Consider the following 21,991-nt stretch of genomic DNA (forward strand, 5'->3'; position numbering starts at 1 on the left):
AGCATGAACATAACGCAATTACGTGAGCAGTTTCCTGCATTAATGCAAAACGTTGATGGTAAATCGCCCGTATTTTTAGACGGACCAGGTGGCTCGCAAGTGCCAACATCGGTGCTTAATGCGATGACAGCTTATTTAGGTCATTATAATTCGAACTTAGGTGGCGCGTTTTTTTCAAGTGATAAAACGGTTGAGTTGATGGCGAATGCGCGTCAAGCCGCCGCTGATTTACTTAATGCACCTAGCTCACAACAAATTGTGTTTGGTCCAAACATGACCAGCCTAACATTTAGCTTTAGCCGTGCAATTTCACGTGACTGGCAGGCTGGCGATGAAATAATTGTAACCAATGCCGATCATTTCTCAAATGTATCGTCGTGGCAACAAGCCGCAGAAGATAAAGGCGCAAAGGTAAATACTGCGCTTATTAATGAAGCTGATTGCAGCTTAGATATGGTGCAATTTGAAAGCTTATTAAACAGCAACACTAAGCTTGTAGCGGTAACGTATGCTTCAAATACCACAGGTTCAATTAATAATATTAAACGTATTGTTGAGCTTGCTCACGCTGTAGGCGCACTTGTTTATGTTGATGCCGTACATTACGCACCGCATGAACTTGTTGACGTGCAAGCGCTTGATTGCGACTTTTTAGCCTGCTCTGCATATAAGTTTTTTGGCCCGCATTTAGGCATGGTTTACGGTAAAAAAGAACATTTAGACGGGTTTACGCCTTATAAAGTAGAACCCGCTAAAGACGTAGCACCAGGTCGTTGGGAAACCGGCACACAAAGCTTTGAAGCTATGGCGGGCTTTATTGCTGCTGTTGATTACATTGCAGCAATTAGCGAACTTGACGATAGCCATTCACGCCGCGAAAAGTTAAGCATAGCTTTTGCTAAAACTAAACAACACGAAATGGCGCTTAGTGAGCACTTTTTAACGCGCTTGGTAAATTATCCGCGTATTAAATTATTTGGTATTGATGACTTTGATCGCTTAAACGAGCGCACACCTACTTTTGCTTTAACGTTTGAAGGGCTTGAGCCACGTGAAGTGTCTGAATTTTTAGGTAAGCAGCATATTTGCGTGTGGGATGGTAATTTTTACGCACAAGGTTTGTGTAAGCAATTAGGTGTGCTTGATAAAGGCGGTGTAGTGCGCATTGGTTGTATGCATTACAACACGATTGCTGAACTTGATAAGCTATTTGACTTATTTGATGAACTACTCGGTTAATCATGTAAGTTTTGGTGCGCTAACTCTTTGGCGCACCGTATATTTGTTCTGCGCGGTTAAACAGTACCCACGAGGTTAAAATATATTTATCGTTTGATACTGGCTTATTACCTCTATGAGTATGTGTAAAGTAGCCTGGGGCTATTACCATAGTGCCTTTTTTTGGGGCTATTTTACGATTTTGATAGTAAAACTCTGTTTCACCACCTTCTTCTACATCGTTTAAATAAAACATAAAGAGCAACACGCGATGCAACGCCTCGTTATGCTGTAACTGAGGGTAAACCTCACTGTGCCAGTAAGGATAGCCACCTTTATTTACTTCGTATTTTTGCGCCTGAATATTACCGAGTCTAAAAATTTGCTGAACTAGCAAAGGTAATTGCGGTTTGCCTACTTCTTCAAAATTCTCTTGGGTTAAATCGACTACGTCACCTGTTTTTGGGTGATAGACCTTTAAACCAAACGCCCCAATCAGCATAAAAATATGCTCCTCAACATACTTAAAAACATGCTGTGCAGTCGTTTGTTGTATGTGTTTTAATTGTTGTGCATATTCGGGGTGATTGTTTAGGTGTAGGTCGTGGCTGTCTTTTTTCTTTAAGTCGACACCGCCCGATGTCACTCCTTGTTTTACATGCGGGCTTTGCGCAAATATGGTAATAAATTGATCGCAAAATTCATCGCTTAATGCGTTATCAACAACGCGTATAAAGTCCGTCATGGTTTACCTTTATATAATTATTATTGGATTTTTATGTTTATTGAAAAAGTGATGCCGCGCTTTAGCGAAACAGATGCACTCGGACACATTAACAATACCGTACTCCCAGTATGGTTTGAAGTCGCACGTGGACCTATTTTTAAGTTTTTTACACCGGACTTAAATCCACACGATTGGAAATTGATTATCGCCAAAGTTGAAGTATCATTTGTCGGTGAATTATTTTACGGCCATGAGGTAACAGTTAAAACGTCTGTAGAGCACATAGGCACTAGCTCTTTTACGCTGAGACAAGAAGCGTGGCAACACGATAAATGCTGCGCAATAGGTAAGGCCATTATGGTGAGGTACGACTTTATTGCTAAATCAAAGCAAGCACTTAGCATTGACGAAAAAGCAGCGCTTAACGAGCATATTTACCAAAGCAGTTAACCTTACGAGGCTTATATTTTACATAAGCCCATACTGAGCTGAATTATTGTAAATATATGATGGCAACTGTAATTTTTTGTCGAGAATTTTTAACGTATTTAGATTGAGTTACAGGCTTCAGTTATATACTATTTATATTATATATTGTTGCGCCGTTATAACAGGAAATGTTAATTCGGTAATTTGATTGGAGAATACGTGTGACATCTATTGCCAATAACCAACCTTTACAAGTTATTCAGCTCAGTGATGGTCAAAACTTAACAGCTGAAATTTTGCCATTTGGCGCAATCATAAAAAGCATTAAATTTAAAAAACAAGAAATGACGCTTAGCGTCGATGACCCTCAATACTATCTTGAAAATCCATTTTACTTAGGTGCAACAGTAGGTCGATACGCTAATCGCATTGCAGGGGGGCGTTTTAACTTATCTGGTACGCAGTATCAATTAGAAGCAAATAATGGCCCTAATAGCCTGCACGGCGGTGTTAAAGGCTTTAATAAAGTACTTTGGCAAGTAACTAAACAAAGTGAAAGTGAAGTGGAGCTTTATTATTGCTCACCCGATGGCGAACAAGGGTTCCCCGGTGAGTTGCAGGTTTGGCAAACGATTAGTGCTAAAAACGGCGAGCTTACTCTGAGCTTTAAAGCGATAACTAACAAAGAAACACTCGTTAATTTTACTAACCATTGTTATTTTAACCTTGATGGCAGCGAATCAATTAATGAACATTGTGTACAAATTAACACTAATCACTATCTTCCTATCGATAAAACCAGTATTCCACTCAATGAAGCCGCATTAGCTACAGGTACCTGCTTTGACTTTACTAAATCAGCTCAAATTGGTGAGGCATTAAGCGCCGCACATTCTCAGCTAGAAGCTGGCAATGGTTTTGATCACTGCTATATTTTTAATGATGACAGCAGTTTAAAAACGATGGCTACGTTAACTTCGCCACACACGAAGGTTAATTTAACACTTAAAAGTACGCAGCCAGGTATGCAGCTTTATACCGCTAACTTTGTAGGCGCGCCATTTAAAGCACGTCAAGCTTTGTGTTTTGAAGCGCAAAATTGGCCTGATGCGCCAAATAGAGAAAATTACCCTAAAGCTAATTTATTACCGGGAGAGGATTACGAACAGGTTATTATTTACTCTTTTTCTGAGTGAATACAGCATTGCAATGTTAATTTAAAGAAAATTAAAAGCAAAAATACAGTGATTAAATGATGCTCATAATTAAGGAAAAGGTTGCACTTTTTATCGGTTTAAAGTATTTATAATATAAATAGTATTTGAAACTATATACACTACCACAACGACACAACGACTACACACAATCAGGAGTTTTTAAAAAATGATAATTAACAATAAGTTATCGTTCAACAAGAAAACCGCGATCAGTATTGCTATTACTGGCATATTGGCAAGCGGAAACGTTGCAGCTCAAGGCGCTGAAGGCAATACGCCTACAGTAGTAAATGAAGATGTTGAAGTTATCGCAGTAACGGGTATCCGCAGCAGTTTACGTTCATCAATGTTAGATAAAAAAGCATCTAATGTTGTTACAGACGGGATTAAAGCAGAAGATCTTGGTAAATTTCCTGATTTAAACGTAGCAGAATCTCTGCAACGTATTACAGGTGTAGCAATTGACCGTAGTGGTGGTGAAGGCCAAGCGGTAACTATTCGTGGCTTTGGTCCACAATTTAATACTGTACTTGTTAATGGTCGTCAAATTGCGACAGACAGTGCAGGTCGTGAATTTAATTTTGATGTATTAGCAGCAGACCAAATCACCGGTGCTGATATTTATAAAAGTAATACAGCAACACTTCAAGAAGGCGGCATTGGTGGTACGGTTAACGTAACTACAGCACGTCCTTTTGACTTTGGTGGTTTACATATTTTAGGTTCAGTTAAAGGTATGTACGAAAGCCTTTCTGAAGAAGTATCTCCATCAACATCATTCTTAATAAGTAATACGTTTAACGATGATAAGTTAGGTGTGCTTTTTGCCATCACTAATCAACAACGTAAACTTCAAAATAACCAAATTTTAACGGCAGGTTGGCGCGGCGGCCAAACAATCTCTAATCCAACAGATGGTGTATTGTTTGAAAATGCCTACATTCCGCGTAACTGGGATCAAGTTGTTGATGAGCAAGACCGTGAACGTACAAACGCAAGTTTAGTATTGCAATACGCACCATCTGACGATGTTACGATTACTGTTGATGGTATGATTTCAAAATTTGAAGTTGATTCAACAGTACGCGATTTAGCATCTTGGTTTGAACCAGACCGCGTAGGTAGCGCAACGATTGATCCAGAAACAGGTACTCTTTTAACTTTCTCTCAAGACGTTGGTTTAGGCGCACCAAGTGGTGACCCTGCAAGTGACTTTGTATCACATACACGTAACTCACGTGATGTAACTAATAAAGCATTTGGTATTAACGTTGATTGGCAAGTAAATGATTCATTAAAAGCAAAATTTGATGTATCTCGTTCAACAGCCGAAAATGACCGTGCAGGTACTGACCGTTTTAACGTTGTCGGTATTATTAATAGTTATACTTTTGACGGTACAGGCAGTATTCCTACTGTACAGCATGATGGCTTTGAAAATGGTTCATTGCCAGATCCAAGCCTTGCCCGCCTTCACTATAACGAAGTGGGTCTACAGTTTACTGATGAAGATGAAATTACTGAAGTAAAAGCTGATTTTGAATACGTGCCAGATAAAGGCCCAGTAGATCGCATTAACTTTGGTGCTTATCGTCAAGAGCGTGAAAAATCAAGCTTCCAAGTTTATGGTACCCAATGTCAGTTCTGTGGTTACGGTACTGAAGCACCACTTGATGCAATTGATTTTGAAGCTTACCAAGCAAGCAACTACTTCCCAGGCTTAATCGATACATTCTACACCTACGACGGTGATAAAATGCTTGATTACCTAGCCGATCAAGGTTTCCCAGTAGAGCCAACACTACAAAATAACCGTTACACAATTAACGAAGATATCACTAGCTTATACATGGACTTTACGCTTGGTTTTGACCTAGCTGATATGCCAGTAACTGTTAATTTAGGTGCACGTTACTCAGAAACTGATATTGAAGTAGCTGCAGTACAAAGCTTTATTAGCGATGTAGTGCCAACAACTGATGCAACATTATTTGCTAACGTATTTGGCCCAGCAACGAACATTGAACAGGGCACTAGCTACTCAAACTTACTACCATCTTTGAATGTTAAGTTAGAGCTGCAAGACAATATGATTTTACGTTTTGCAACGTACGACAGTATTACTCGTCCAACGATGTCTCAATTATCTCCTGCTACTACATTTAACGAGCCACGCCGTCAAAACTTAACAGCAAATGGTGGTAACCCTGCACTTAAGCCATTCCAGTCAGAAAACTGGGATATTTCTTACGAGTGGTACTACAACGACGCTAACTTATTTAGCTTTGCAGTATTTAGTAAAGAAGTCGATGACTTTATTGTTACGCTAACAGGTGAAGAAACATTTGAAATGGCTGACCGCTCAGGTCCTGGTTTTGCGTGTACCACTTGTACAGGTCAAGCAGATGATGAGCTTAATGGTAGCTCAGAAATATACACAGTAACTCGCCCTCAAAATGGTGAGTCAGCTAAAGTAACTGGCTACGAAGTAGGTGTGACGCACATATTTGAAAATGGCTTTGGTATTATAGCCAATGCGACTGTCGTAGATAGTGACATTAGCGTAGGTGCAGACACCACACAAACATTTGCACTTGAAGGTTTAGGCGATTCACAAAACTTAATATTATTTTATGAGCAAGATAACTGGCAAGCACGTGTTGCATTTAACAACCGTGAAGGTTTTTTACGCTTAGTTGATAATGGTTTTAACGGTGAACCAGTGAACGTAGAAACTTACGGTCAGTGGGATATTAGTGCAAGCTACGATATTAACGAAAACTTCACTATTTTTGCTGAAGGCATCAACATCACTGAAGAAGAGTTAGTACAAACGGGTCGTTTTGCTAACCAAATCTATTCGGTTGAAGATAATGGCTCACGTTACGCGTTTGGTATTCGCGGATCGTTTTAATTAATGCTTGAGGCGAATTTCTCGCCTCTTGTTTCATTGCAGCACTTTGGTGCTAATACCAATTAGGTTGATTTAGCAGTAATGTATGTTAGTTAACCTAATTGGCTAAAATGAAACTACATTAAATCAAAATGCCCTAACGGGCATTTGTTGTATAAAACGTTATCAAAAATACTCAAAGAGTAGTCCATTATGAATAAAGCAATAAAAACAGTAGCGGTAGTTGGCGGTGGTACAGCAGGATGGCTGAGCGCTGCAATTATAGCTTCGTATCACCAAGGTCAAAATGGTGACGGCTTAAAAGTGATATTGGTTGAATCGTCAGACATTCCAACAATTGGCGTAGGTGAAGGTACCTGGCCCACTATGAAAAACACGCTTCAGCAAATTGGTTTACGTGAAGTTGACGTGTTTAAAGCCTGTAATGCCACTTTTAAACAAGGTGGAAAGTTTGTAAATTGGACTCATGGCAATAATGACTTTTACTACCATCCATTTACTGTACCACTAGGCTACGGCCGTATAGATTTAGCCCCTTATTTAGATAATGTTGAAGACTTTGCACAGCAAACAAATTTTCAACATGATATTTGCGAAGCAAGCTTAGCCCCAAGAGGTATAGCGCAAGGTGAATATCAAGGTAATTGTAATTACGCTTATCACTTAGATGCCGGCGCTTTTGCCGAAATGCTTAAACAGCATTGTAAAAGTAAGCTTGGTGTAGATCATATTATTGGTACTGTTGATCAGGTAAAGCTTGATGACGATGGTGCAATAAATGAGCTTACTCTAAAAGATCAAACCCGCACCATAAATGCCGACTTATACATAGACTGTACTGGCTTTTCATCATTGTTATTAGGCCAAGCGCTTAACGTACCGTTTAAAAAAATGGACCACGTGCTATTTAACGACAGCGCATTGGCTATGCAAGTTCCTTACGATGAAAACGATGAGTCTTTGGCGAGCCACACCATAGCAACAGCGCAAAACGCTGGATGGATTTGGGATATTGGTTTAACGCACCGCCGAGGTGTAGGGCATGTTTATTCAAGCAAATTTTTATCAGACGATGAAGCAGAGCAAAACCTAAGAGACTATTTAGGAGATGCAGCAAACGGTTTAACTGCCCGTAAAATCAACTTTGAATCAGGATACCGTGAGAAGTTTTGGCATAAAAACTGTGTTGCCATTGGTATGTCGGCAGGGTTTGTAGAGCCGCTTGAAGCTACCGCCATTATGCTTGTTGAAATTTCAGCACGCTTTGTTGCTGAACATATGCCAGCAGATACCCAAGTAATGCCTATTGTAGCTAAGCGCTTTAATGAGCAGATGGATTATCGTTGGCAGCGTATTATCGACTTTTTAAAGCTACATTACATGCTAACCAAGCGCCCAGAACCTTACTGGCAAGCACATGTACAGCCTGATACTATTCCAGAAACCCTGCAAGAAGACTTACTTCTTTGGGGAAGCCGTGGCCCGCTTATTCAAGATTTTCATGGCGCATTAGAGTTATTTCCAGCCGCCAGCTATCAGTATGTTTTGTACGGTATGGGCTTTAAGCCTGACTTTACTAAACAAGCGTATTTGTATTCACAAGACGCGCAAGCTAAACAAATAATAGAACGTAACAGCCAGCTTACACAGCAGATGTTGCAAACTTTACCACCGCACCGTGCTTTTATAGAGCAGTGGTTAGCAGCTAACCCAGTTTAAGGATGTGTAACTATGGCTATTAGTGAACTAGTAAACACCAAACACCAAACATTAAAAATTAACCCCAATGCCGCTGTTGAATACGCAAAAACACAGCATTTAGTTAATTTAAGAGCAAATGAAATAGCAAAAGCAGCCTGCGATTTACCTGTTTTTTTAGCACGTAACGCACAAAATGGCAGCTATACAGTATCAGCGTTAACAAGCTTTAGTGCTGGGCAAAGTCTATTGGTAAATAACAACCAATGGCAGGCACTTTACACTCCGGTATGCATGCAAACCCAGCCGCTTTACTTAATGACTCGAGAAGCAAATAGTAGCGATTATTTTATTGCGATTGATGAGCAAAGCTTAGCCGTAAACACCGAGCAGGGTGAGTCACTATTTGATGCTAAAGGTAACCCAAGTTTATTTTTAAGTGCACAGCAAAAGTTGTTAGAAAGCGATTTAAAAAATGATTACCAAACGTATCAATTTACCCAAGAAGTTGCGCGTTTAGGACTCATTAAAAACATAGATATTGTATTGCAGTTTGAACAAGGCGAAACCCAAACCATTCAAGGTTTGAGCACCGTTGATGAAGACAAACTGCAAACATTAGATAGCAATACCATTGCAGAACTACAAAAGCAGGGTTACTTAAGTGTGCTTAACAGCATGCTCATTTCACTGTTTCAGTTAAATGCATTGGTAAAGCTGCACAACCAACGTCCCGAACTTATGCCTTTAAAGCAGATTAAGTTAGAACTAAGTCGAGATGCGCACGCGCTGTAGCGTGCATTTTTTATTACCCAGACATTGCGCATAACGCGCAGGAGACACACACATGTCAGATAACATTTTACAGCTGGTGGTTTTTGTTTTTGTCACCGCTTTAATTGGTGGCCTTACTTATTGGAAATGCCGAGGCCAAAATCGTAATAACGGACAAAGCCAAACCAAAGAGTATTTTTTAGCGGGCGGTGGCCTTACTTGGATGTTTGTTGCAGGTTCAATCACATTAACTAATTTAAGTACTGACCAACTTGTAGGTATGAATGGTAACCAAATGGCTTTGCTTGTTTGGTGGGAGCTTGCCGCTATTATAGGGTTGATTATTTTAGCCAAAGTATTCATCCCTGTTTATTACAAATACAACTGTACAACCACCACAGAGCTTTTAGAAAAGCGCTATAACAACAAGCATATTCGCGCTGTTATTGGTGGGTTGTTCTTTTTAGGTAATGCACTTATTTATATGCCAGCGGTAATCTACTCTGGTGCGCTGTTTATGCAAACCATGTTTAAAGTTGATATTCCGCTTATGTATATTGCCACCGCCTTTGCCATTCTTGGTGCTGTTTATGCCTTCTTTGGTGGTCTGCGTGCAGTTGCAGTATCGGATACTTACAACGGTATACTTGTACTCGGTATGGCTGTTTTAGTGGTGTTTTTAGCACTTAATGCAATTGATTATGACTTTACGGGTATTCCAGAAGAACGTTTAACATTAATTGGCGATGCTGATTCACCTATTCCTTGGCCAACACTTTTAACCGGTATGATCTTCATTCAAATGTATTACTGGGGTACTAACCAAACAATTACGCAGCGAGCAATGGCAGCGCCTAATGTTAAAGAAGCGCAAAAAGGTATATTTGCAGCGGCGGGTATTCGCTTTTTAATCGTCCCTGCAATCGTGGTATTACCGGGTATTATTTCGTTTAAGCTTTATGGTGATATTGGCGACGCCGCTTATGGTCGAATTGTGGGTGATGTAATGCCAGCATGGTTAACCGGTGTATTTGCAGCGGCAATGGCTGCAGCAGTACTGTCTACTTACAACAGCTTATTAAACTCAGCAACCGCATTGTATGTATGTGACATTCACGAAGCATATTTTAATAAAGAGCCAAGTGTTGTAAAGCTAAGTGGTTACGTAACATTGCTACTAACAAGCTTAACACTGGTACTTGTACCAATTTATCAGCAAGCAGATAGTATTATTAACTTACTACAGCAATTAAATGGCTTACTAAGTATGCCTATATTCTCTATTTTTGTAGTGGGATTATTGTTTAAAAATGTTGATGCACGTGCGGGTATTGCAGCAGTAATTTTAGGTGTTGTAATGTACGGCATGCTTACATTTGCAAGCTCACCACTACATACTGATATTCATTACATTCACTTAATGCCAATTACACTGATTGTATGTGTGGCTTTTGCATTAATAGTAAATAAAGTGGTGTTTGGTTTGAATGCACAATGGGCAGGTAAAACATCTGAACTTGATGACGCAGGACAAGCACAAGCACAAGTACAAAAATAACGTATAAATAATTTAAGCTGACAAAATCGGTCATGGGACAACTCTGGCCGATTTTTTTATATGTATAAGAAATTAGTAACAGCACTTTAAAGTTAAGGTTGGTTTATAGCTTTTTGCTACAGTGGTACTTCCAGTGAGTTTATCTAACTATTTGCGATGTAAAGACTATCAAAACCCAATTTATATGATATATACTATTATTATTGAATGTCACCGTCTGATAGATTGTGCCTCAAAGAACGAGAGACACATTAATACTTAGTATCACTAAGTTACTTTCGTTATATTTATAACTCACACAATGAACAAGAGGATAGGAAAATCATGGCCGACACTAAATCATTTTATCGATTAGACAGTGTAAACAGCACCGTTATTTTCGACTGCCAGAGCAAAACACCGGCGTTACTGTACTTTGGTAAACGCCTATCTGAGCAAACAACAGAAACAATGCTAACTCAGCTTGCTACCCGCCAAGAAGTAAAATGTGCCGTGGTTGAAGAAGCGCCTATTTCTCTATCTCCGTTATTAGGCGAGGGCTTTACTGGTGCGCCAGGGCTTGAGCTAGTAAATGATTCAATCGCATGGTCAGTAGGGCCACAACTTCAAGAAGTACGTGAGCCTTCAGCTGCAACACTTGAATTTGTAAGTGTAGATAAACTTCGTGGTATTGAAGTAGTGCACAGCATCACGCTTGATAAAAACACTGACGTATTGAGCGCGCATACCGTATTAACTAATTTAGGCGATTCGCCATTAAGTGTTAACTTTTGCGCGGCGCCAACATTCCAGCTGCCAGATAGCGTAAGTAAAATAGTAAGTTTTGAAGGTCGTTGGTCAAACGAATTCCAACGTCAATCAGTTGATTTAGTCTTAGGCAGCTTTGTACGTGAAAACCGTAAAGGTAAAACATCACACGATGTATTTCCTGGTTTATTAGTGCATAACGAAAATGCAGGCGAGCAGCACGGCGAATGTTACGGCTTTCATTTAGGTTGGAGTGGTAATAATAAACTACGCGCAGAGCTTTTAGCTGAAGGTCGTCGTTACGTGCAAATGGGTGAGTTATTATTACCTGGTGAGCTTACGCTTGCTAAAGGTCAAACGTATCAAAGCCCGAGCATTTATGGCTCGTTTTCGAGTGAAGGTTTTAGTGCGCTTTCTCGTAATTTTCATCGTTTTGTTAAAGCTAATTTACTTAGCCAAGCACAGCGTGAAAAAACACGTCCTGTGCATTACAACACATGGGAAGGCATATACTTCGATCACGACGTAGACACGCTTAAGCAACTAGCCGACAAAGTAGCGCCGTTAGGTATTGAGCGTTTTGTACTTGATGATGGTTGGTTTAAAGGTCGCCGTGGCGACAACGCTGGGCTAGGTGATTGGACAGTAGATTACAAAATCTACCCAGATGGTTTATCGCCAGTAATCGACCATGTAAACAGTTTAGGCATGGAGTTTGGTATTTGGTTTGAACCAGAAATGGTTAACCCAGATAGCGATTTATATCGTGCACATCCTGATTGGGTTTTAGGTTCTGAGAACAACGAACAGTTAAGCTTTAGAAATCAGCTAGTGCTTGATTTAACTCGCACAGAAGTTGTTGAGTACTTATACAAAGCGATTGACGACATTTTAGTTGAATACCCAACTATTAAATACATTAAGTGGGATATGAACCGCGATATTAATCATGCGGGTAATTTTGATGGTAAGCCAGCAGTACACCAGCAAACATTAGCACTTTATCGTCTAATTGACCGTATTAAAGCGGCGCATCCTGGGCTTGAAATAGAAAGCTGTTCGTCAGGTGGTGCACGTGTAGATTACGGCGTACTTGCACACACCGACCGTGTATGGACGTCAGACTCTAACGATGCGCTTGATCGCCTTGAAATACAACGTGGATGTTCGTTCTTCTTCCCATCGTCGGTTATGGGGGCACACGTAGGTCCGCGTGATTGTCATATCACAGGGCGTAATGTAAGTATTGAAATGCGTGCTGCGGTATCAATGTTTGGCCACATGGGAATCGAAATGGACCCACGTGAGCTGAACGATCATGAATACAATGCCCTTAAAGCGGCAATAGCGCTTCATAAAGAGCATCGTGAGTTTATTCATAGCGCCGATTTGTACCGCCTTGATAGCGACGATTTATCAATTAACTTTGGTTTAATCGACGAGCAAAAATCAAAAGCGTTGTTTGCTTATAACAGTGTACGTGAAACACCGCGTACAGCGCCTAATAAGCTTCGTTTTGTTGGCCTAGATGGCGATGCGCAGTACACACTTAATTTAGTGTGGCCGGTTAAATTTGAAGAGTATCGTCCGTCTTCTATTGCTGCGGTAAATGGTCAAGCATTTACAGGTGAAGCGTTAATGCAGTTTGGCTTACAAATGCCAATTTCATTCCCGCAAACATCACTTATTTTTGAGCTTAACAAAGCTTAAATTTAATATAATTAGTATGATATGTATTGTCAGCTCTATATTGTTTAGGGCTGACTTTTTTATATCCTCAAAATGCTAACGAATAAATTTAGCACCTCTAATTTAGCATCGCTAACTTAGTAGACTCAAAAATATCGAAAATAGAGTGGTTACGCTTGCGCGTAATTTTGCTTATTACCTAACCAGCGCTGAATTAGCGAGTCAACAACTTCTGGGTGTTGCTTAAGCATTTGCTGTGCAATCGGTCTTACTTGGTTGAGTATGTGCTTATCGCGGATAAGATCGGCAATTTTAAATTCGGCTAAACCCGTTTGTTTTGTACCGAGTACTTCACCTGGGCCACGAATTTCTAAGTCGCGCTCTGCTATCACAAAACCATCGTTACTATCGCGTAGTACCCCTAATCGCTTTTGAGCGGTGTGAGACAACGGTGCGTGATATAAAAGCACACAATGCGATGCCGTAGCGCCGCGACCAACTCGCCCACGTAATTGGTGCAATTGTGCCAAGCCTAAGCGCTCGGGGTTTTCTATAATGATTAAGCTCGCGTTAGGTACATCAACGCCAACCTCAATAACGGTCGTGGCAACTAAAACATGTATATTACCTGCTTTAAACTCACTCATAATGGCTTGTTTTTCAGCTGACTTCATTCGGCCATGTACTAAGCCTACGTTTAGCTCTGGTAGTGCTTCTTTTAACTGCAGTGCACTGTCCTCCGCGGCTTGGCATTGCAGTACTTCAGATTCATCAATAAGTGTACACACCCAATAAACTTGGCGGCCTTGCTCGTTACACGCTAATTTAACGCGGGCAATAATATCGTCTCTGCGAGTATCAGGAAGTGCCACTGTTGTGATGGGTGTACGCCCTGGTGGTAATTCATCAATGACCGAGGTTTCTAAGTCGGCATAGGCGGTCATCGCGAGTGTGCGTGGAATAGGTGTTGCGGTCATGACTAGTTGATGAGGATAGCAATCACCAAATTTACCTTTTTCACGCAGTGATAAACGCTGGTGGACACCAAAGCGGTGTTGTTCATCAATAACAATAAGCACTAAGTTATTAAACTTAACTTCATCTTGAAATAAAGCGTGAGTACCTACAATCATTTGCGCCTCACCAGAGGCTATTTTTTCAAGTGTTGCTACGCGCTCTTTACCCTTTGTTTTACCGCCAAGCCAAGCAACTGAAATACCGAGCGGATTAAACCAAGCAGTAAAATTGACCCCATGTTGCTCTGATAAAATCTCAGTTGGCGCCATTAAAGCTACTTGAAAGCCCTGCGCAATGGCGGTTAGTGCACTCAGTGCCGCTACCAGCGTTTTACCTGAACCTACATCACCTTGCACTAAACGCATCATAGGATATGCGTGTTGCATATCACCTTTAATTTCAGCAACTACGCGGCTTTGTGCATTTGTGGGTGCAAAAGGAAGTTGTTCTAAAAGTTGGCTTTCTAATGTGTTTACCGGATTTAATGCCACGGCTTTAACTTGTTGTCCTTGCTCTCGCACTTTTAATAAGCTGAGGTTTTGTGCAAGTAGCTCCTCAAATACAAGACGTTGCTGAGCAGGGTGAGTACCTTGCTCTAATGCAGTTACATCAACATCATTAGGTGGGCGGTGCAGTAATAATAAGGCGTCGCTTAGCGCCATACTTGATGGCTGCCATTTTGTAGGTAGTAGCTCTTCTACTGAGTATTTATGTAGTAAATCAATAGCCTGCTCGCTTAAAGCTCTAATCGATAGCTGCTTTAAACCTTCGGTTGTTGAATACACGGGCGTAAGCGTTGTAGCTACTGGTTGTTCGTTAGAAGTATCGCTGATGCTGTATTCAGGATGGCTCATTTCAAAGCCAACGCGGCCACGGCGTACTTCACCAAAACAACGTATTATTTTACCGGCACTAAATGCATTTTTTTGTGCAGCGGTAAAATTAAAAAATCGTAGTGTTAGCCTGCCTGTACCATCATTGATTTGGCAAACCAGCATGCGCCTTTTACCAAACGTAATTTGGCTTGTTTCAATTGTTGCTTCAACACTTACGTGGCTGTGAAGTGACAACTCGCTAATCGCATATAAGCGAGTGCGATCTTCATAGCGAAGTGGCAAATGAAAAAGCATATCTTGCACAGTTAAAATACCTAGCTTTAACAAACGTTCAGCCATCTTTGGGCCGACCCCTTTGAGCTCTGTAATTGGGTATTGATTTAAGCTAGGTTTAGACAAATTGTACCAATCTTATTATTTGTGAGTCAGTTAAGTGTACTTACAGAGCTTTAGTCCATCAAGTATGTTTTAAAGCTTGCCAAAATTGCTCGTCAGCGACTATTTCGCCGTTTTCATCAAGTGCAGGATAAGGTAATTTTTTTTGCTTGCACTGCCTTGCAATAATAGGGTGGCAGCCTTCAAAGTAAAGTGGGTGCTTAACTTCGGCACTCAGCATATCTCTATTATATAAACCAGCCAGCTCGCGTTGGCGCTGTGCTTCAAACAATATTAGCGCAGCAGCAACCGAAACATTTAGCGATTGCACCATGCCTTGCATTGGAATAATAATATTTTGATCGGCATATTCTAGGGCTTTTTCAGATATCCCCGTTTTTTCTTGGCCCACAATAATAGCCGTTGGCTTGGTATAATCTACTTCTCTAAAATCAACGGCATCTTCTGATAGATGAGTCGCGAGTATTTGTATTTCTGGATTGCGTTCACGCATTGCCACTACGGCATCATCAATGTTTCTGTGTAGGTGCGTTTCTAGCCAGTTTTTACTGCCACCAGAGGTATTATTTGTTAGCCATTTTTGTTTTTCAGGCCATACAGCATGTACGTGATGGCAACCAACCGCATCAGCACTTCGTACTATTGCAGATAAGTTATGGTGTTTGTGCACGTCTTCTAAACACACGGTTAAGTCTGTTTGACGGCGCGAAAGTACGTCTTCGATTCTTTGATAGCGAGTTTGCTGCATGGTTATCCTCTTTTTTCGGCAATTATACGAGATTTTTACAGTTAAGGCATTACCGTACGGCTAATTGGGTTTTGTAGAGAAATAAGTGTTTCTGTTGATTGAATGGCTTCTATTGCCTGTATTTTATTAATCAGCACATCTTGTAAGTGGTCAATGGATTTTGTCATTACTTTTATAAATATACTGTAGTTACCTGTTGTGTAATAAGCCTCTACCACTTCCTCCAATGCTTCTAGCTTTATAAGCGTTTGCGGGTAATCACGTGCGTTATTTAAATTAATACCTATAAAGCAACATACATCGTAGCCTAGCTGTTTAGTATTAATCGTTAATTGGGTGCCTGTAATGATCCCTGCTTGCTTCATTTTTTCAATTCTTACGTGAATTGTCCCTGCGCTTACATTAAATCTTTTTGCTAATTCGGCGTACGCAGTACGGGCATTTGCCATTAACGCATGAAGTATTTGTTTATCGAGATTATCGATTAAATAATTTTCCATTCTATTTTTCTCATGAAATTATCGAATATATGGTTTTTATACCACTTAATTGATGGTTTTTATATATTAAAGCTATTTTTGCTATGGGATGTTGAATTAATCCTTTAAATCGTTACATTAACTTCATTAAAGGTGCTAGTTAGAGCGTTTTTTATCAATTAAGCAAGTAACAATAACTGGGAATGAGGCCAATTATTATGAGTTCACACTATGTGCAGCAACAGCAGCAAATAAGTAAAGTTAAGCAATTTTTTTCACAGCAATTAGAGCAGCAACTAGGGCTGGTTGAGGTTCAAGCCCCTATTTTGGCCAAAGTAGGCGACGGCACGCAAGATAACTTAAGCGGCCATGAAAACGCAGTTGCTGTAAATGTGAAAGCGATTACAGATAGCCGCTACGAAGTGGTGCATTCACTGGCTAAGTGGAAGCGTAAAACACTGGCTACTTATGGCTTTGGTGTTGGTGAGGGTATTTACACTCAAATGAAGGCTTTGCGCCCAGATGAAGATTCATTAAGCCCTATTCATTCTGTATATGTTGATCAGTGGGATTGGGAAAAAGTAATTAACGAAACCACAGAGCGTTCGCTGACAACGCTCAAGCAAACTGTTCAATCTATTTATAAAGGGATAAAAGAGACGGAAGCTTTTGTAAGTGAGTCTTATGGCTTAACGCCATTTTTGCCAGGCGACATAAAGTTTGTGCACAGTGAAGAACTACGTAAAATGTATCCTGACTTTAGTGCTAAGCAACGCGAAAAAGCCATTGCACAAGAATATGGTGCTGTATTTTTAATTGGTATTGGTGGCGTGCTGGGAGATGGCAAAATTCATGATGTAAGAGCCCCAGATTACGATGATTGGTCTACACCAACATGCGATGAATACATGGGTTTAAATGGTGATATTTTAGTATGGAACCCAGTACTTGAAGATGCCTTTGAAATATCATCAATGGGTATACGTGTAAGCCCTGAGGTTTTAAAAGCGCAGTTAAGTACAACAGGGGATGAAGACCGCTTAGAGTTTGATTGGCACAAAGCGCTTTTACAAAGCAAATTCCCGCAAACAATTGGCGGTGGAATAGGGCAGTCGCGGCTAGCTATGTTATTACTGCAAAAGCAACATATTGGTCAAGTACAAGTGGGTGTATGGCCAAGTCAAACTTATGATACGGTAAGTGGCTTACTTTAAAACGTTAATTAATTTGAGTGCTCAATAGAGCACTCAGTTCTTAGCTTGTTTTAAACTCTATTTCAATTTTGTTATTTAAAAGTTTAACGTTGCAAGGAGGGTAATTACGGATTGTTTTTAGCACTTTATCAAAAATATGAATTTCTACACCTGAATGCAAAACAGAATTTATCGCTAAATTAGCGTCGTTAAGCAAATCATGTAAGTCGTGATCTAAGTTTGAAAGACGTTTTTCTAACTGTTCTGCTTGCTCACAATAATGTTTTTGAGTAGCACCAATTTTAGTAATTAATATTTTCTTTTTTTCGATGTCTTTCACTAAATCAGTTTTTTCTAGCGCCGCTTGCAGTGCATCTAATTGCGAATCTGTTTTAGCTAAGTCTTTAAAGCAGTTATCGGTATCGGCGGTTATTTCAGCGCCTGACGCTGCTAAATTAATAATCATTTTAGCGCCTGACTCATTCCCTATTTCGCCAGCAATGAGGGTCGTTGCATCAAGTATTTCACCACCAAATATTTTACCCTTAGGTAAGTCGGATTGACCAACTTGCAGTAAGCGTTTAGCTTTCATTACACAGTGGCTTGTTTGGCGATCAATAAAAATATTATTTGCTTCTAGGTAGCAATACTGTGAGTGAGATACATGGATATCACCAAGCGCAATTAGTTTGCAAGAAAGTGACTTATTATCTGATTGTTGATGGCCAATAATACCTTGTTTAACAGTTATGTTTCCGCCTGCGGTAAGCTCGCCAGATTCAACAGTGCCAAATATAGTAATATCACCTTTGGCGGTTACTTTCATACCAGGCTCTATATTGCGAGTGACAATAACACTGCCTTGAAAGTCAATATGGCCGCTTTTTACATTTACATCTGAAATAGTAAAAATATCGTCGACACGCATACCGTTATTTATTTCAACAGGAACACCTGCAATAGTAGAGACTAGCTCAAGCGGGTTTAGCTTTGATATTTCGGTACCTTCACCAGCAACTAATTGCTTATTTTCTCCAGGTTTTGCGGGCAGTATGTCACCTACTACAGTAAAGCCTTCTTTTCCGGGGGTTGCTGGTTGCTGACGAATAAGCACAGAGCCTGGCTCTACACTTGCCAGCTTGCCAAAATCACGCATATCCACACTGCCATCTTCTTTGAGTTTGGGTGTTTTTAAGCGATCTTTTAAGGTTTCTACTGTTGCTATTAGTTTTGTAGCTAAACCGTCGCTTGGAAGTCTGCCTTTAGCTAATATACCTTTAACTAAAGAGCCTGCTGGGTGCTCAAATTGCTTTTGCAGTAACAGCTCTAAAAATGCTTGTTTATAGCCACGAACAATTCCTGCTTTGATAAGCTGTTTTTTTGCATCTTCTAGACTTAATAGCTTTCCGCCTTGGGCAAGTGTTAGCTCGCCAATAGCCAGCATTTTATCGTCGCTAATAGTTACATTTAAAGTGGCGTTGTGTTTTGTTGCTACAACCAGAGTTTGTTGTGTGTTTTCGTTTTTAAAAAAATCATTAATAGCGTCATGATTTATTTTACAGTCGCAAAAAGCTGACTTTTCGAGAGCCTCTAAAATAAATGCAGCGCTGGGAGGAATATGCTCTTTTACATCAAGTAAAACATTTCCATTATTTGCAAGCTTAAACACTAGTTGATCCTTTTCTACTACTTAAGTTAAATTTTTTATAAAAAACAACTATAGAGTGCTAGAAAATAGTATTTGAGTCAAGAAATGAGAGGGAGTGAATTTTAAGAGGGAAATAAGGCTATGGGGTAGAGCCATAGCCTGTAAAGCTTAGTTAGTAGAAGGTAATTCCATAATGCCGTCTATTTCAACTTGCGCACCTTTTGGTAATGCTCTAACACCTAGTGCTGCACGTGCAGGGTAAGGCTGTTTAAAGTACAGGCTCATTACTTCATTAACTGTGGCAAAGTTTGATAAATCAGTAAGGTAGATATTAATTTTTACCAAGTCTTGAATTTTTCCGCCAGCTTCTTCACATACCGCAGTAATATTTTTGAATACCTGATGCGTTTGCTCGCTAAAGTCTTCTGAAATCATTTCCATCGTTTCTGGAACTAATGGAATTTGACCAGATAAATAAACGGCGGTACCTACTTTAACTGCTTGGCTGTATGTGCCAATGGCAGCAGGTGCTTTGTCGGTAGAGATAAATGCTTTATTCATGTGTTTCCTATTTTACTTTTTACGATAGACTTTTTGTACATCAGGCATAACGCGAATGCGGCGCATAATGTTAGCAACGTGGATACGGTTTTTAACGGTAACCCCTAAATCTATCACGTATAAATTACTTTCTTTTTCGTCGGTGGTAATTTCTACAATATTGGCCTGAGTAGTAGCAACCACATTGGTTAATTTAGCCAGCGCCCCTTGATGATTAATAATTTCAACTCTCAGAGCTGCAATATATTCTTTTTCTGGGTTATCGTCCCATTTTACAACTAAGTATTTAGAGCGTTCATTTTCCCAACCACGAATGTTTTTACATTCTTGGCGATGAACAGTCAGGCCTTTACCTTGGCTTATATGAGCCGTAATGGCATCGCCTGGTACTGGGCGGCAACACTTAGAGTAATTAACTAGCATGCCTTCAGTACCAATAATGGTCGCCTTGGCTTGGTTAGTTATATCAGTTAAGTCGTCATTGTCATTTTGTAATAAGCGCTTAGCAATTAACATGCTCATTAAGTTACCAGAACCAATTTCTACCAATAACTCAAGGACTGTAGAGAGTTCATGCTCTTCAAGCACTCTTGCTATATTTTCATCAGCAATGCTATCGAGTTTGTTTTCGCCTAACGCAGAATCAAGTAAACGACGGCCTAAAAGCATTGCTTCTTCGTGATGTTGGCTTCTTAGGTAATTACGAACGCCTAAACGTGCTTTACCAGTAACAATAAAGTTTAGCCAAGTCGCATTAGGGTGGGCGCCTGAGCTTGTTATTATCTCTATGGTTTGCCCTGTATCGAGTGGTTTACTTAAAGGGTGTGGCTTGCGATTAACGCGAGCACCTACACAGGTATTACCTACATCTGTATGTACTGCATAAGCAAAATCGACTGCGGTAGCACCCATTGGTAGCTCAACAATACGACCATCTGGCGTAAATACGTAAATTTCTTCTGGGAATAGCTCAGTTTTTACGTTTTCAATAAATTCAAATGATGAACCCGCACTTTGCTGAAGCTCTAATAAGCTTTGCATCCATTGGCGAGCACGTTGCTGCGACGTATTACCGGCACCATCACCTGATTTTTTATACATCCAGTGCGCCGCTACACCTTTGTCGGCCATCTGATCCATATCGTGAGTACGAATCTGAATCTCAACAGGTATGCCGTGTGGGCCAACTAATGAAGTATGAAGCGATTGGTAACCGTTTGTTTTTGGTACCGCAATATAATCTTTAAAGCGTGTTTCAATAGGCTTATAAAGACTGTGAGCCACACCTAATACGCGATAACACGTATCCATAGAATCAACTGCAATTCTAAACGCGTAAATATCCATAACTTCGTTAAATAGCAGTTCTTTATTAAGCATTTTTTTATAAATACTATATAAATGTTTTTCACGGCCCGACACAGTCGCTTTAATACCTGACTCTTCAAGACGTGCTTCTATTTCATGTTGGATATTCGTAATAACTTCTTTGCGATTACCCCGTGCTTTTGCAACTTCAGATTTAAGTGCACGATGACGCATAGGGTATAAAGCTTGAAAACCTAGGTCTTCAAGCTCATTTTTAATATCGTGGATACCTAAACGGTTTGCTATTGGCGCATAAATTTCTAGCGTTTCACGCGCTATTCTGCGGCGCTTATCTGGTCGCAGTGCGCCTAAAGTACGCATGTTGTGTGTTCTATCAGCAAGCTTGATTAAAATAACTCGAATATCCTGAGTCATTGCCATAATCATTTTACGGTAGTTTTCAGCTTGGAATTCTTTTTTATCTTTAAAGCTGAGCTTATCGAGCTTACTTACACCTTCAACGAGTTCTGCCACAGTTTCGCCAAAAATTTCGGCTAAATCTTGTTGGCTAAAATCAGTATCTTCAATTACATCATGCATTAGCGCGGCCATGAGCGTTTCATGATCAAGATGCATTCCTGCAAGAATTTGGGTTACTTCTACTGGATGAGTTATGTAAGGTTCGCCACTTGAGCGAGTTTGTCCTTCATGGGCCTCTCGGGCTACCACGTAAGATTTTTGAACCAGCTCTACATCAGCAGCGGGCAAGTATTCTGAAATTTTCTTTTTAAGACCTTCAAAAAGATACATTCACACTCCAATGTTCTTGTGAAG

At 40.2% G+C, this 21,991-nt stretch carries 16 protein-coding genes; 9 read left to right on the forward strand and 7 right to left on the reverse strand.

Features of this window, described 5'->3' with window-relative positions:
* Positions 1-3: 3 nt before the first annotated feature.
* Positions 4-1,239 carry a cysteine desulfurase-like protein gene (locus I6F49_RS09525; protein ID WP_197180081.1) on the forward strand — a complete coding sequence of 412 codons (1,236 nt, stop codon included), beginning with the start codon at positions 4-6 and terminating at the stop codon, positions 1,237-1,239.
* A gap of 19 nt (positions 1,240-1,258) precedes the next feature.
* Here I6F49_RS09525 and I6F49_RS09530 read toward each other — a convergent pair whose 3' ends face one another.
* Complete coding sequence (locus I6F49_RS09530) at positions 1,259-1,963, reverse strand: 2OG-Fe(II) oxygenase (RefSeq protein ID WP_197119395.1); 705 nt, start codon at positions 1,961-1,963, stop codon at positions 1,259-1,261.
* Positions 1,964-1,996: 33 nt separating this feature from the next.
* On the opposite strand from I6F49_RS09530, the gene I6F49_RS09535 reads away from it, so the two are divergent.
* The 7 genes from I6F49_RS09535 to I6F49_RS09565 all read left to right on the forward strand — a co-directional run bounded on the left by I6F49_RS09535 (position 1,997) and on the right by I6F49_RS09565 (position 12,992).
* Positions 1,997-2,395, forward strand: coding sequence for an acyl-CoA thioesterase (locus I6F49_RS09535; RefSeq protein WP_165728316.1), 399 nt, complete (start codon positions 1,997-1,999; stop codon positions 2,393-2,395).
* Positions 2,396-2,595: 200 nt separating this feature from the next.
* Positions 2,596-3,570: an aldose epimerase family protein gene (locus tag I6F49_RS09540; RefSeq protein ID WP_197180083.1), complete on the forward strand. Its 975-nt coding sequence runs from the start codon at positions 2,596-2,598 to the stop codon at positions 3,568-3,570.
* A gap of 187 nt (positions 3,571-3,757) precedes the next feature.
* Positions 3,758-6,505, forward strand: coding sequence for a TonB-dependent receptor (locus I6F49_RS09545; protein WP_165728314.1), 2,748 nt, complete (start codon positions 3,758-3,760; stop codon positions 6,503-6,505).
* Between the two features lie 192 nt (positions 6,506-6,697).
* Positions 6,698-8,224: a tryptophan halogenase family protein gene (locus I6F49_RS09550; RefSeq protein WP_165739435.1), complete on the forward strand. Its 1,527-nt coding sequence runs from the start codon at positions 6,698-6,700 to the stop codon at positions 8,222-8,224.
* Positions 8,225-8,236: 12 nt separating this feature from the next.
* Positions 8,237-8,998, forward strand: a complete 762-nt coding sequence (locus tag I6F49_RS09555) for a SapC family protein (RefSeq protein WP_165728312.1) — start codon at positions 8,237-8,239, stop codon at positions 8,996-8,998.
* A gap of 52 nt (positions 8,999-9,050) precedes the next feature.
* Positions 9,051-10,535, forward strand: a complete 1,485-nt coding sequence (locus I6F49_RS09560) for an SLC5 family protein (protein WP_165728311.1) — start codon at positions 9,051-9,053, stop codon at positions 10,533-10,535.
* A gap of 324 nt (positions 10,536-10,859) precedes the next feature.
* Entirely contained in the window at positions 10,860-12,992 is a 2,133-nt protein-coding gene (locus I6F49_RS09565; protein ID WP_165728310.1) for an alpha-galactosidase, read from the forward strand.
* A 149-nt stretch (positions 12,993-13,141) separates the two neighbouring features.
* On the opposite strand, the gene recG is transcribed toward I6F49_RS09565, so the two are convergent.
* From recG to asnC, 3 genes are read right to left on the reverse strand one after another with little or no spacing between them, the layout of a single operon-like run.
* The gene (gene recG, locus I6F49_RS09570) at positions 13,142-15,223 is read right to left on the reverse strand and encodes an ATP-dependent DNA helicase RecG (RefSeq protein WP_197180085.1); all 2,082 of its coding nucleotides are present in this window, start codon (positions 15,221-15,223) and stop codon (positions 13,142-13,144) included.
* A 58-nt stretch (positions 15,224-15,281) separates the two neighbouring features.
* Positions 15,282-15,968 (reverse strand): tRNA (guanosine(18)-2'-O)-methyltransferase TrmH, encoded by a 687-nt coding sequence (trmH, locus tag I6F49_RS09575; protein WP_076925783.1) that lies wholly within the window; start codon positions 15,966-15,968, stop codon positions 15,282-15,284.
* A 41-nt stretch (positions 15,969-16,009) separates the two neighbouring features.
* Positions 16,010-16,468 carry a transcriptional regulator AsnC gene (gene asnC, locus I6F49_RS09580; RefSeq protein ID WP_002958822.1) on the reverse strand — a complete coding sequence of 153 codons (459 nt, stop codon included), beginning with the start codon at positions 16,466-16,468 and terminating at the stop codon, positions 16,010-16,012.
* 197 nt (positions 16,469-16,665) lie between these two features.
* Between asnC and asnA the strand changes: the two genes are divergently transcribed.
* The gene (gene asnA, locus I6F49_RS09585) at positions 16,666-17,661 is read left to right on the forward strand and encodes an aspartate--ammonia ligase (RefSeq protein ID WP_197180087.1); all 996 of its coding nucleotides are present in this window, start codon (positions 16,666-16,668) and stop codon (positions 17,659-17,661) included.
* A 40-nt stretch (positions 17,662-17,701) separates the two neighbouring features.
* Here asnA and I6F49_RS09590 read toward each other — a convergent pair whose 3' ends face one another.
* The 3 genes from I6F49_RS09590 to spoT all read right to left on the reverse strand — a co-directional run bounded on the left by I6F49_RS09590 (position 17,702) and on the right by spoT (position 21,967).
* Positions 17,702-19,309: a DUF342 domain-containing protein gene (locus tag I6F49_RS09590; protein WP_197180089.1), complete on the reverse strand. Its 1,608-nt coding sequence runs from the start codon at positions 19,307-19,309 to the stop codon at positions 17,702-17,704.
* 147 nt (positions 19,310-19,456) lie between these two features.
* A complete protein-coding gene (locus I6F49_RS09595; protein WP_197180091.1) occupies positions 19,457-19,849 on the reverse strand; it encodes a RidA family protein in 393 nt (130 codons plus the stop codon).
* Between the two features lie 12 nt (positions 19,850-19,861).
* Complete coding sequence (gene spoT / locus I6F49_RS09600; RefSeq protein WP_166420108.1) at positions 19,862-21,967, reverse strand: bifunctional GTP diphosphokinase/guanosine-3',5'-bis pyrophosphate 3'-pyrophosphohydrolase; 2,106 nt, start codon at positions 21,965-21,967, stop codon at positions 19,862-19,864.
* Positions 21,968-21,991: the final 24 nt, after the last annotated feature.

Source organism: Pseudoalteromonas sp. SWN166 (assembly GCF_015864485.1).
In the GTDB taxonomy this organism is placed as follows: domain Bacteria; phylum Pseudomonadota; class Gammaproteobacteria; order Enterobacterales; family Alteromonadaceae; genus Pseudoalteromonas.